Here is an 11,768-nt window from a genome sequence, read left to right as displayed (position 1 = left end):
TAGGTGGTGACTCTGAGCGCAGTCTGTGGAAACGGCTTCAACCGCGGATGTCGTCTGTGTTTAGACCGGGTTTCGTCGATAAATTCACTGCTGCAAAAATACTGCCCTCATGCCGCATGTAGCCGGGATAGCGGCCAAAAAAAGCCCGGCACTGAGGCCGGGCTGAAGGTACACGGAGTACTTCAAACAGTTGCGGTCAGCTCATCCCCAGCCAGTTCGGCAGGGCCATGGACACGGCCGGGATGTAGGTGATCACCATCAGGAAGCCGAGCAGCAGCATCAGCCAGGGCCAGGCGGCCTTGATCACCGCGGTCAGCGGCATGCCGGTGACCGCCGAGGTGACGAACAGGTTGAGCCCCACCGGTGGGGTGATCAGACCGATCTCCATGTTCACCACCATGATGATGCCCAGATGGATCGGGTCGATGCCCAGCTGCACGGCGATCGGAAACAGGATCGGTGCGAGGATCAGAATGATCGCCGAAGGCTCCATAAAGGCGCCGGCCACCAGCAACACGATGTTCACCACCAGCAGGAACTGCCATGGCTGCAGGCCCATCTCGACCACAATGGCGGTGATCGTCTGGGGGATCTGCTCGGTGGTCAGTACGTGGGCGAAGAGCATGGCGTTGGCGATGATGAACATCAGCATGATGGTCAGCTTGCCGGACTCCAGCAGCACCTTGGGACACTCGCTAACGGTCATGTCCTTGTACACGAACAGGGCGACGAAGCCGGCATAGACTGCCGCCACCGCAGCCGCTTCGGTCGGGGTGAACATGCCGGAGTAAATGCCGCCGAGGATAATCACCATCAGCAGCAGACCCCAGATCGCCTTGCGCGCGGTTCTCAGCAGTTCGCCGAAGCTGGCGCGCGGCAGGGACGGCAGGTCCATCTTGCGCGCGACTATGTAGATCGCCACCATCAGCGCCACGCCGAGCATCAGGCCCGGTACCACGCCGGCCATGAACAGCTTGCCGACCGACTGCTCGGTGGCCGCGGCGTACACCACCATAACGATCGATGGCGGGATCAGGATGCCCAGGGTGCCGGCGTTGCAGACGATGCCGGCGCCGAAGGCCTGTGGGTAACCGGAACGGACCATGCCGGCGATGGCGATCGAGCCGACTGCCGCCACGGTCGCCGGCGAGGAGCCGGACAGTGCGGCGAACAGCATGCAGGCCATCACCGCGGAGATCGCCAGGCCGCCTCGGATATGGCCGACGCAGGCGTTGGCGAAATCGATCAGGCGCTGGGCCACGCCGCCGGTGGTCATGAAGGCGCCGGACAGCAGGAAGAACGGAATCGCCAGCAGGGTGTAGTGCTCGCTGGTCTCGAACAGCTTGATCGCCAGCGAGCGCACCGAGTCGGGGCTGAACAGCATGATGGTGACCGAGCCGGCCAGGCCGAGCGAGGCGGCAACCGGCACGCCGATGAACATCAGCGCGAACAGCAGGATGAAGAGGAACAGGATGGTCATTGCTTGTGGTCCTCGTGCTCGGTCAGCTTCATCGCTTCGGCGGCCTCGTCGGCCAGGCCGAGACCGGTCTGCTGGTTGCGCAGGATGCGCACGAAGATTTCCAGGAAGCGGATGAATACCATGGTGTAACCGAACGGCACGATCATGGTGATGTGCCATTGCTTGATGCCGTAATGACCGAGGTCTTCGGCACCGATATTGGCGGTGAACAGGGTGCTCATCCAGTCGAAGCTGGCCACCGCGATCAGTCCGGCATAGCCCAGGCAGCACAGGCAGGCGATCAGGCCGATGATCCGTTGCACCGGCTTGGCGGCGAGCTTGACCAGGGCGTCGACCCCGATGTGGCCGGCGGTGCGCACGCCGTAGGCCAGGCCGAAGAAGATCAACCAGGCGAACAGCGCCTTGGTCAGGGAGATGCTCCAGGTCATGTCCTGGGCCAGCCCGAGAATGAAGTCGCCGATGGCGAACAGGCTGTCGCTGGCGCCTTCCCAGCGGTCGGCCCAGTTGTAGAACAGGGTGTAGAGGTTGTTGAGGATCACGTAGACGAATGTCACAAGCGTCATGGTCCCCAGCAGGAAGGCGATAAAGGCTTCCTCGAAGTGGTTCCATACGCGCCAAAAGGCGTTCATCGATAACATCTCCAGTGGTGGGGGGAGGGCCAGGGCAGCCTGTTATAGCAATGCCCTGGCGCAAGCGTCCGACAGCGGGACCGGTGGTGCTGCAGTCGCCGCTGTCGGCGGGCTACGCCGCTACGCGGCTAGCCCGCCCTACTGGTTGGCCGCGTCTGCAGCCTTGATCAGGTCGGCACCGATTTCACCTTCGAACTTGGCCCATACCGGCTTCATGGCGTCGCGCCACATGCCGCGCTGCTCAGGGGTCAGGTTGATGATTTCGGTGGTTTTGGCGTCGAGGATGCGCTGCTTGTCGCCTTCGTTCAGCTCGTTGGCCTTCTTGTTCACCTCGGCGGTCACTTCCACGATGATCTTGTCCAGCTCGCCGCGTACGTCTTCCGGCAGGCCGTTCCAGAACTTGGTGTTGGTGATCAGCATGTAGTCGAGCACACCGTGGTTGGATTCGGTGATGTACTTCTGCACTTCATGCATCTTCTGGCTGTAGATGTTCGAGTAGGGGTTCTCGGCACCGTTGACCACACCGGTCTGCAGGCCCTGGTAGACCTCGGCGAAGCTCATCTTGCGCGGGTTGGCACGCACTGCCTTGAACTGCTCTTCCAGTACGGCGGAAGCCTGTACGCGGAACTTCAGGCCACGGGCATCCTTCGGCTCACGCAGCGCCTTGTTCGCCGACAGCTGCTTGAGGCCGTTGTGCCAGTAACCCAGGCCGGTGATGTTCTTGTCTTCCATCGACTTGAGCAGCGCCTGACCTTCCGGGCTTTGCTGGAAACGGTCGAGTGCCGCCATGTCCTTGAACAGGAACGGCAGGTCGAATACCTGGACCTGCTTGGTGTACTGCTCGAACTTGGCCAGGGACGGGGCGATCAGTTGCACGTCGCCGAGCAACAGGGCTTCCATTTCCTTGCCGTCGCCGAACAGCGAGGAGTTGGGGTAGACCTCGACTTTGACCTTGTCGCCCAGACGCTCTTCGGCGAGCTTCTTGAACAGCAACGCACCTTGCCCCTTGGGGGTATGCTCGGCAACGACGTGGGAGAATTTGATCACGATCGGATCGGCCGCTTGGGCCATACCGGCGATGCTCAGCGACAGGGCGCATGCCAGCGCCTTGGCAGTCAGTTTGAACATGGAATGCTTCCTCTTGTTTTGATTATCGCGTCAAGCGCCGCAGCGCAGAAAACGGGCGAACAAGAGCAAGTCTAGGCGGCCTGACGAAAAACGCCGGACGCTGGGCAGCGATTGCCTGGACTTGTGCTTGTTGGATCGCCTGCAGGGACTAGAGCAACCGCCATGCCAGACTGCGGGCCGGTGCCGCGAACAGTCGCGGAAAATCCCCGGTAGAAGGCGCTGGCTCCTTGCGGGAACTGGCTTGAGCGGCGAGCAGATAGCTTCCCGTCAGCGGTTCGACACGCCGCTGCTGCAGGTTATGGCGCGCCGGGGTGGGCGAAAATGGCGGGAATCCGCCATTCAATCGAGGTCATCTGGCGAGCTTCCGCCAGCATCGGCGACGCTCAGACCATGTTTGCGCAATTTATCGTGCAGGGTCTTGCGTGGCACGCCCAGGGCTTCGGCCAGGCTGCGCAGCGAGCCATGGCCGCGACCCAGTTCGGCGGCGATCATGGCGCGCTCGAAGGCTTCGACCTGCTCGCCGAGGTTGCCGCTGGGCGGTACGCCGTTCTGCGGGCCATCCAGGTTCAGCTCCAGGCCGAGATCCAGGCCCAGGTCGAGACCGATGGCGAAGCGTTCCGCGGCATTCTGCAGTTCGCGCACATTGCCCGGCCAGGGGTGGCGCAGGAGCATGGCGCGTTGCCCCGGCTGCAGTTCGCGTACCTGCAGGCCGTGGCGGGTGCTGGCGCCCTCGGCGAAGTGCTGGAACAGCGCGAGGATGTCGTCGCCACGTTCGCGCAGGGGCGGAATGCGCAGCGGGGCGACGTTCAGGCGGTAATACAGGTCGGCGCGGAAGCGGCCCTGGTCGGCGGCCTGGCGCAGGTCTTCCTTGGTCGCGGCGATCACCCGGATATCCAGCGGGATCAACTGGTTGCCGCCGAGGCGCTCGACCACCCGTTCCTGCAGCAGGCGCAGCAGCTTGACCTGCACCTCCAGGCTCATGCTCTCGATTTCATCGAGGAACAGGGTGCCGCCGTTGGCGAACTCGAACTTGCCGATGCGGCGTTTCTGCGCCCCGGTGAAGGCGCCCGGTTCGTGGCCGAACAGTTCGCTTTCCACCACCGACTCGGCCAGGGCGCCGGCGTTGATGGCGACGAAGGGACCGTCGCGGCGATTCGACAGGTCGTGCAGGGCGCGGGCGACCACCTCCTTGCCGGCCCCGGTTTCGCCGAGGATCAGCACGTCGGCGCTGATATTGGCCAGGGCGCCGATCTGCTCGCGCAGGCGCGCCATGGCCGGCGACTGGCCGACCAGACGTGCGCTCAACTGCTGGCGGTCGGCCAGGGCCAGGCGCAGGCAGCGGTTATCCAGGACCAGGCGGCGCAGGGCGAGGGCGCGGCGCACGCTGTCGAGCAGGTCTTCGCTGGCGAAGGGTTTTTCCAGAAAGTCATAGGCACCGGTGCGCATCGCCTGCACCGCCAGGGGGACATCGCCATGGCCGGTGATCAGCAGCACCGGCAGGTCCGGGTCCTGCTCGTGCAGCTGTTCGAGCAACTGCATGCCATCGATGCCCGGCATGCGGATATCGCTGACCACCACGCCCGCCCAGTCGCGGCCGATGCGCGCGGCGACACCGCGGGCGTCGGCCAGGCTGACGACCTTCAGGCCGGCCAGGTCGAGGGTCTGGCTCAGGGCCTGGCGCAGGTGCGGGTCGTCGTCGATCAACAGCACCTGGGTGCGTGGGTCGAGGGTGGTCATAGGCAATAGTCCTCGGGCGACTGGGTTTTAACGCCATGTTCTGCGGCGCGCAGGCGCAGGGTCAGCAGGGCGCCGCCGTCGGGGTGATTGGCCAGCAGCAGTTCGCCGCCGAGGGCGCGGATCAGGGTATCGCAAATCGCCAGGCCAAGACCCAGGCCCTGGGCGCTGGTCTTGGTGGTGAAGAAGGGTTCGCGGGCGCGTTGCAGGGCCTCGGCTGTGAAGCCTGGGCCGTTGTCGCGCAGGTGCAGGTCGACGCCCTCGCTGCTGCGTTCGGCGCTGAGCCAGATGCGTCGCGGCGGTGCTTTCTCGCCCAGGGCATCTAGGGCATTGGCCAGCAGGTTGCCGAGCACCTGGCGCAGGCGGGTTTCGCCGGCCTGGACCCAGAGGGTGGCGTCCGGCAGGTCACGGATCAGTTCGACCTCCATGGCCCGGCGGCGTTTGCCCAACAGCGCCAGGGCGTCGTCGAGCGCTGGCTGCAGGGCCACGCTTTCCGGGGCGTGGCGGTCACGGCGGGCGAAGGCGCGCAGGTGGGAAATGATCGAGGCCATGCGTTCGGTCATCTGGCTGATCAGTTTGAGATTGGCGCGGGCGTCTTCGCTGCGCTGGTGGTCGAGCAGCACGCAGGCGTTGTCGGCATAGCTGCGGATCGCCGCCAGCGGCTGGTTGAGCTCGTGGCTGATGCTCGCACTCATGGTGCCCAGGGCCGACAGTTTGCCGGCCTGGACCAGTTCGTCCTGGGCGCGGACCAGCTCCTGCTGGGCGTGTTCGCGCTCCAGCACTTCCTGCTTCAGGCGGCTGTTGAGCAGCTCCAGATCCTGGGTGCGCTCCTGCACGCGCTGCTCCAGCCGTTGTCGCGCATGGGCATCCAGGGCGATGCGTTCGAGGTAATGCCGGCGGCGTTGCATCAGCAGGCCGAGCAGCAGGATAAGCACCAGCAGCGCCGCGCCGCCGATGGCCACAGCGGTGCGCACGGGGCGATCGAGCAGCAGGCGCGGCGCCAGGATGCTCACGGTCCAGTTGATATCGTCGAGGCTGCGGCTCTGCCGTAGCCAGGCCCCAGGCTCGAGGTACAGGGGCGGCGGCGACTGGATGCGGTAAGGCTGGGTAGCGGTGATCGCGACGCGTTCGGCATTGTCCAGCTCGCGGGTGGCATGGAAGCGCCACTCGGCCTGGGAGGTGAGGATCACCACGCCGTAGTTGTCGGTGACCAGCAACTGCTCGGGACGATTGCCCCACAGGGTTTCGGTGTGGTCGAGGTCGACCTTGACCACCAGCACACCAAGGATTTGCGCGCCCTCGCGCACGGCGGCGGCGAAGAAGTAGCCGCGCTTGCCGGACGTGGTGCCGAGGCCGAAGAAGCGCCCGGGGCGGCCCTGCATGGCGTCGCGGAAATAGGGGCGGTAGGAGAAGTTGCGTTCGACGAAGCTGTCCTGCTGATCCCAGTTGGACGCGGCCAGGGTCTTGCCGTCGGGGGCCATCAGGTAGATCACATCGGCCCCGGTCTGCTGCTGCAGATCGGCCAGCAGGTGGTTGGCCCGGTCGCGCAGTTGCCCATCGGCGCTCTGCTGCAACAGCTGGCGCAGGGTCGGCAGCTGGCCGAGGATCGGCGGCAGCACCTCATAGCGGTTCAGGGTGCCCAGCAGGTTGGCGACGTAGAGATCGAGGGTCTGGCGGTTCTGCTCGTCCAGCACGCCGCTGTAATAACGCCCGGCCAGCTGCTGCAGCGGCCAGAGCAGCGGGGTCAGCAGCAGGGCAAGCAACACCAGGCTGCGCCAGCGGAGACGTTTGGGAGTGCGGATGGTCGCGGTCATGGAATCAGGTGCCTGGGTGTCGCAGATAGTATGCATCTTCGAGCTTTAGCAAGGGATGTGCCAGTGGCGCTTGTGCCGGGTGGGCTACACACCAGCCTGCCGCGCTCGGGTATCGGGGGTGATGCGGCTGATGACCCTGGCTGGTCAGCCTGGCGAGTCGCAGTAGATCCTATGTTCATGCGCAAGCTTCGCAGGACGTAGGAGCGGGGGGGACGCCTAGTTCCATGCCCGCGATGCTTTTTGCAGGTATGCCCTATCGCGGCCATGGCCGCTCCTACAAAGCGCGGGACGCGGCAAGTCCGGGATGACGCTCCCGGATTGCGCTGGCGCTTGTTCAGGCTACGGCTTGCTCCGCTCACCGCTGTGCAGGCACTCGAGCAGGGCGCTGTGCCAGTCGCTCAGCTGGACATGCCAGTCGTGTTGCAGGCGCGTGCAGTCGAGCCGCGAGTTGAGCGGACGCCGTGCGGGGGTGGGGTAGGCGCTGGTGGGGATGGGCTGCAGGGTCGCGGTGGCTTTGCCCTGCGCGCGCAGTTGCTCGGCGATCGCGCTGGCAAAGCCGAACCAGGACACCTCGCCCTGCGTGCTGAGGTGATACAGCCCCCAGGGGCCGGCGCGGCCATGGCGCCAGTGCTCGACCAGCTGGCTGGTGGCGCTGGCGATGCTGCCGGCCCAGGTCGGTGCACCGATCTGGTCAGCCACCACGTTCAGGCTGTCGCGTTCCTGCAGCAGGCGTTGCATGGTCAGCAAAAAATTCTTGCCGTGCAGCGAGTAGACCCAGCTGGTGCGCAGGATCAAATGCTCGCCGCCTACCGCCTGGATTGCCTGTTCCCCGGCCAGCTTGCTGCGGCCGTAGACGCCGAGCGGGTTGGGCGCGTCGTCCTCGGCATAGGGCGTTTTTTTTGTGCCGTCGAACACGTAGTCGGTGGAGTAATGGATCAGCGGCGCATCCAGGGCAGCGGCTTCTTCGGCGAGAATGCCGGGCGCCGTGGCGTTGATGGCGAAGACCAGTTGCGCCTCGCTTTCGGCCTGGTCGACTGCGGTATGGGCCGCAGCGTTGACGATCAGATCGGGGCGCAATGTGCGTACCTGCTGGCGAATCTGCTCCGGCTGGCTCAGGTCTAGTTGGGCGCGGCCGCGCACGATCAGCTCGCCTTGTCCGCGCAGGCTCAGTTGCAGCTCGCGACTGACCTGGCCGTGCTCGCCGATCAGCAGGATCTTCATGGGAAAACCTCCGCATCGGCCAGGCTGAGGCCTGCCTGGTCTTTGCCCGACAGCTGCGGTGCACTATCCAGTGGCCAGTCGATGGCCAGGTTCGGGTCGTCCCAGCGGATGCAACGCTCATGGGCCTGCGCATAGTAGTCGGTGGTCTTGTAGAGAACTTCGGCATATTCGCTGAGCACCAGAAAACCGTGGGCGAAGCCTTCCGGCACCCACAGTTGGCGTTTATTTTCGGCAGACAGGTGCACGCCGGTCCACTGGCCAAAGGTCGGCGAGCTGCGGCGAATATCCACCGCCACGTCGTAGACCTCGCCCGCGGTGACCCGCACCAGCTTGCCCTGGGCCTGCTGCAGTTGGTAGTGCAGGCCGCGCAGCACGCCGCGCTGTGAGCGCGAGTGATTATCCTGGACGAACTCGCGGCTCAGGCCGGTGGCCTCGGCGAAGGCGCGGGCGTTGAAGCTCTCGTAGAAGAAACCGCGCTCGTCGCCGAACACCTTTGGCTCGAGGATCAGCACCTCCGGCAGCTTGCTGGCGATCACCTTCATGGGTGCTCCTCCGCCAGCTTGTACAGGTATTGGCCGTAGCCGGTCTTGCCGAAGGTCTGGGCCTGGCTGAGCAGCTGTTGCTTGTTGATCCAGCCATTATTGAAGGCGATCTCTTCCAGGCAGGCGACTTTCAGGCCCTGACGGTGTTCGATGGTCTGCACGTATTGTGAGGCCTCCAGCAGGCTGTCGTGGGTGCCGGTATCGAGCCAGGCGAAGCCGCGACCGAAGCGCTCGACATGCAGGTCGCCGCGCTCGAGGTAGGCGTTGTTGACGTCGGTGATCTCCAGTTCGCCACGTGGTGAGGGTTTGACCGCCTTGGCGATCTCGATCACGTCGTTGTCGTAGAAATACAGGCCGGTGACGGCGTAGCTGGACTTCGGCTTGGCCGGCTTCTCTTCGATGGAGATGGCCCGGCCGCTGGCGTCGAACTCGACCACGCCGAAGCGCTCCGGGTCCTTGACCCAATAGCCGAAAATCGTCGCGCCGCTGGGTTCGGCGGCGGCGCGCAGGAGCTTCTCGGTGAAGTGCTGGCCGTGAAAGATGTTGTCGCCGAGGATCAGGCATACGGGGTCGCTGCCGATGAACGATTCGCCGATCAGAAAGGCCTGGGCCAGGCCTTCCGGTGCCGGCTGTTCGGCGTAGACGAAGCGCACGCCGAACTGGCTGCCGTCACCGAGCATCTTCTGAAAATTAGGCAGATCCACGGGCGTGGAGATAATCAGAATCTCGCGGATGCCGGCGAGCATCAGCACCGAGATCGGGTAGTAGATCATCGGCTTGTCGTAGATCGGCAGCAGCTGCTTCGATACGCCGAGGGTGATCGGGTGCAGACGGCTGCCGGAGCCGCCGGCGAGAATTATTCCTTTCATTGCTTTCATCCCTTCCTTCATCCCTTCCTTCATAAAGAAGCGCCCAGGCGTTCACGTTGATAGCTGCCATCCTGCACGCGGCGGCACCAGTCGAGGTTATCCAGGTACCAGCGTACGGTCTTGCGCAGGCCACTGGCGAAGCTTTCCTCGGGTGTCCAGCCCAGCTCGCGTTCGATCTTGCCGGCGTCGATGGCGTAGCGCAGATCGTGGCCGGGGCGATCCTGGACAAATGCAATCAGCTCTTTGTAGGCGCCAGCCTGTCGCGGCGCCAGCTCATCGAGCAGTGCGCAGATGCTCTCCACCACATGCAGATTGGTCTGCTCGTTGTGCCCGCCAATGTTGTAGGTCTCGCCCACCCGGCCCGCGCTCACCACCTTGAGCAGGGCGCGGGCATGGTCCTCGACATACAGCCAGTCGCGCACCTGCTGGCCGTTGCCGTACACCGGTAACGCTTTGCCATCCAGGGCGTTGAGGATCACCAGCGGAATCAGCTTTTCCGGGAAGTGATAGGGGCCGTAGTTGTTCGAGCAGTTGGTCAGCAGTACCGGCAGGCCATAGGTACGCTGCCAGGCGCGGACCAGATGGTCGGAGGCCGCCTTGCTCGCCGAGTAGGGCGAGCTGGGCGCATAGGGCGTGTTCTCGGTGAATAGCTCATCAACGCCATGCAGATCGCCGTACACCTCGTCGGTGGAAATATGGTGAAAGCGAAAGGCCCGCCTGCGCGCCTCGTCCAGCTGCAGCCAATAGGCGCGAGTGGTTTCCAGCAGGGCGTAGGTGCCGACGATATTGGTCTGGATAAAGGCTGCCGGGCCGTCGATGGAGCGGTCCACGTGGGACTCGGCCGCCAGGTGCATGATCGCGTCCGGCTGGAACTCGGCCAGGGCCCGACTCACCACCGCGCTGTCGCCGATATCGGCCTGCAGGAACTGGTAGCGCGGGTTGTCCGCGACGCTGGTCAGCGACTCGAGGTTGCCGGCGTAGGTCAGCTTGTCGAGGTTGAGGACCTGGTGCTGGGTGTCGTTGATCAGGTGGCGAATCAGCGCCGAGCCGATAAACCCGGCTCCGCCGGTGACCAGAATACGCATGAAATGGGTACCTTCTTACACATGCTTTGAGCTTGCAGCTTAGCTTGTCGGCCGAATGACTCGCCCCTGCAATTACAGGATGTCGCTGCCGCGAGCGGCGTGGGCGGAGATTTTTCGAGCGTTGGGAGCTAGGCCGACCACTAGCGGAGCGTATCTTTCACTGATGCGCGTTCCACTGCATGCTGCAGAAACAAAAAAGGCTCACCTATGGTGAGCCTAAATCGTTGTTTCGTATGGTGCCGGCACCAAGAGTCGAACTCGGGACCTACTGATTACAAGTTAATTATTTTTTCTATGTAAGTCAATTGCTTAATGCTATTTATTTTACGCGAATAGCGTCGTGAAAAAGCCATTTCTTGGGCCTGCTAGCCAGATTTTACGCTGCTGGGATCGGCTGGTCGTGGGGGGCATGCTGCCTCTGCGGGGGCATGCACTTTTCTTGACCGCCGACCGATCGACAGTTTGGTCTTTACGTCATGATGGCGACTGGAAATCAACTATCAAAAGCTGCTGGTTGCGAGTGGCAGAAATCGACCCAGACTGTGCAAAAACTCCCGCTCAATTCTGCGGATCTCGTTGCTATGCGAATTTTGGAGAGGTTTTCGCATCGAGCTTGCGTGGAATTTACGAGAGATCGTCAAATTTGATCATTGATTGATCAGGTCTCGGCGCTCAAAACGTTTTACACAGCCTGGGCCATGAGCGGCCATACAGTGTCTAAGCATTCAGGGACGATTCAGTATGCTCGAACAGCGCCTGTGATTGGCTGTAATACTGGCAGCTCACCTTTGTTCCAAACATTTTCCGTATGGGAGCGTGGCGCGCCCAGATAGAGGCAGTTCACGTTGATTCCGATATTCGAGGCGTGACGTGAGTCGTCGAATATTCGAGTGGTGTTTCGAGTAGGCGCGCCTTCGAGGCTGTAGTTTAATTCAGCTAACCTGTGATTGTGCTCGCACTGATGCCCATCGTTTCTATGAGTCGCTAGGGTTTGTTGCTGGGAATGCCGGGCTCAAGAAGTCGCTTTGACTTTTGGCGCGGGATTGAACAACCGTTTTGAAAGCGCGACTCCAGTCTGGCTGAGGCGTGAGCTCTTCAACCATCTGCCAGGTGCCAGTGCGCAAGATGTAGGTAGGGTCTAGGCCTAGCGCTTAGGTTCTACACGGGGATATTGAGCTGCACACCGTGACCCGCAACGCCCTTCAGGATAGAATCCACGATTTTTGGATTGACACAGTAGGTAGCATTGGCATCGGTGGCAATTTT

At 63.1% G+C, this 11,768-nt stretch carries 9 protein-coding genes; all 9 read right to left on the bottom strand.

The genetic code is table 11. The features are described from left to right. Positions 1-196: 196 nt before the first annotated feature. The 9 genes from dctM to rfbB all read right to left on the bottom strand — a co-directional run bounded on the left by dctM (position 197) and on the right by rfbB (position 10,502). Positions 197-1,480: a C4-dicarboxylate TRAP transporter large permease protein DctM gene (dctM, locus tag R3355_RS04070; RefSeq protein WP_318945832.1), complete on the bottom strand. Its 1,284-nt coding sequence runs from the start codon at positions 1,478-1,480 to the stop codon at positions 197-199. Continuing rightward, positions 1,477-2,109 (bottom strand): TRAP transporter small permease, encoded by a 633-nt coding sequence (locus R3355_RS04065; protein ID WP_318960158.1) that lies wholly within the window; start codon positions 2,107-2,109, stop codon positions 1,477-1,479. The genes dctM and R3355_RS04065 overlap by 4 nt, the downstream gene beginning before the upstream one ends. A 138-nt stretch (positions 2,110-2,247) precedes the next feature. Beyond that, positions 2,248-3,237 (bottom strand): C4-dicarboxylate TRAP substrate-binding protein DctP, encoded by a 990-nt coding sequence (gene dctP / locus R3355_RS04060; protein WP_318945834.1) that lies wholly within the window; start codon positions 3,235-3,237, stop codon positions 2,248-2,250. A 339-nt stretch (positions 3,238-3,576) separates the two neighbouring features. Further along, a complete protein-coding gene (locus R3355_RS04055) occupies positions 3,577-4,974 on the bottom strand; it encodes a sigma-54 dependent transcriptional regulator (protein ID WP_318960157.1) in 1,398 nt (465 codons plus the stop codon). Further along, on the bottom strand, positions 4,971-6,785 hold the full coding sequence (locus R3355_RS04050) for a sensor histidine kinase (protein WP_318960156.1): 1,815 nt from the start codon (positions 6,783-6,785) through the stop codon (positions 4,971-4,973). The genes R3355_RS04055 and R3355_RS04050 overlap by 4 nt, the downstream gene beginning before the upstream one ends. Positions 6,786-7,124: 339 nt before the next feature. Beyond that, entirely contained in the window at positions 7,125-8,006 is an 882-nt protein-coding gene (rfbD, locus tag R3355_RS04045) for a dTDP-4-dehydrorhamnose reductase (protein ID WP_318960155.1), read from the bottom strand. After that, positions 8,003-8,548, bottom strand: coding sequence for a dTDP-4-dehydrorhamnose 3,5-epimerase (gene rfbC / locus R3355_RS04040; RefSeq protein ID WP_318960154.1), 546 nt, complete (start codon positions 8,546-8,548; stop codon positions 8,003-8,005). Before rfbC ends, rfbD begins: the two co-directional genes overlap by 4 nt. Beyond that, positions 8,545-9,417: a glucose-1-phosphate thymidylyltransferase RfbA gene (gene rfbA, locus R3355_RS04035; protein WP_318960153.1), complete on the bottom strand. Its 873-nt coding sequence runs from the start codon at positions 9,415-9,417 to the stop codon at positions 8,545-8,547. The genes rfbC and rfbA overlap by 4 nt, the downstream gene beginning before the upstream one ends. 29 nt (positions 9,418-9,446) lie before the next feature. Then, positions 9,447-10,502: a dTDP-glucose 4,6-dehydratase gene (gene rfbB / locus R3355_RS04030; RefSeq protein WP_318960152.1), complete on the bottom strand. Its 1,056-nt coding sequence runs from the start codon at positions 10,500-10,502 to the stop codon at positions 9,447-9,449. Between the last annotated feature and the right edge of the window lie 1,266 nt (positions 10,503-11,768).

The organism is Pseudomonas sp. (genome assembly GCF_033723075.1).
Lineage (GTDB): Bacteria > Pseudomonadota > Gammaproteobacteria > Pseudomonadales > Pseudomonadaceae > Aquipseudomonas.
The sequence above is the reverse complement of the archived record's forward strand: the minus strand, read 5'-3'. Positions and strand labels throughout refer to the sequence as shown.

What these genes read in the sequence shown, in the direction of transcription:
- dctM (WP_318945832.1), bottom strand. Translation starts at nt 1,480, where the DNA reads ATGACCATCCTGTTCCTCTTCATCCTGCTGTTCGCGCTGATGTTCATC.
- R3355_RS04065 (WP_318960158.1), bottom strand. Translation starts at nt 2,109, where the DNA reads ATGAACGCCTTTTGGCGCGTATGGAACCACTTCGAGGAAGCCTTTATC.
- dctP (WP_318945834.1), bottom strand. Translation starts at nt 3,237, where the DNA reads ATGTTCAAACTGACTGCCAAGGCGCTGGCATGCGCCCTGTCGCTGAGC.
- R3355_RS04055 (WP_318960157.1), bottom strand. Translation starts at nt 4,974, where the DNA reads ATGACCACCCTCGACCCACGCACCCAGGTGCTGTTGATCGACGACGAC.
- R3355_RS04050 (WP_318960156.1), bottom strand. Translation starts at nt 6,785, where the DNA reads ATGACCGCGACCATCCGCACTCCCAAACGTCTCCGCTGGCGCAGCCTG.
- rfbD (WP_318960155.1), bottom strand. Translation starts at nt 8,006, where the DNA reads ATGAAGATCCTGCTGATCGGCGAGCACGGCCAGGTCAGTCGCGAGCTG.
- rfbC (WP_318960154.1), bottom strand. Translation starts at nt 8,548, where the DNA reads ATGAAGGTGATCGCCAGCAAGCTGCCGGAGGTGCTGATCCTCGAGCCA.
- rfbA (WP_318960153.1), bottom strand. Translation starts at nt 9,417, where the DNA reads ATGAAAGGAATAATTCTCGCCGGCGGCTCCGGCAGCCGTCTGCACCCG.
- rfbB (WP_318960152.1), bottom strand. Translation starts at nt 10,502, where the DNA reads ATGCGTATTCTGGTCACCGGCGGAGCCGGGTTTATCGGCTCGGCGCTG.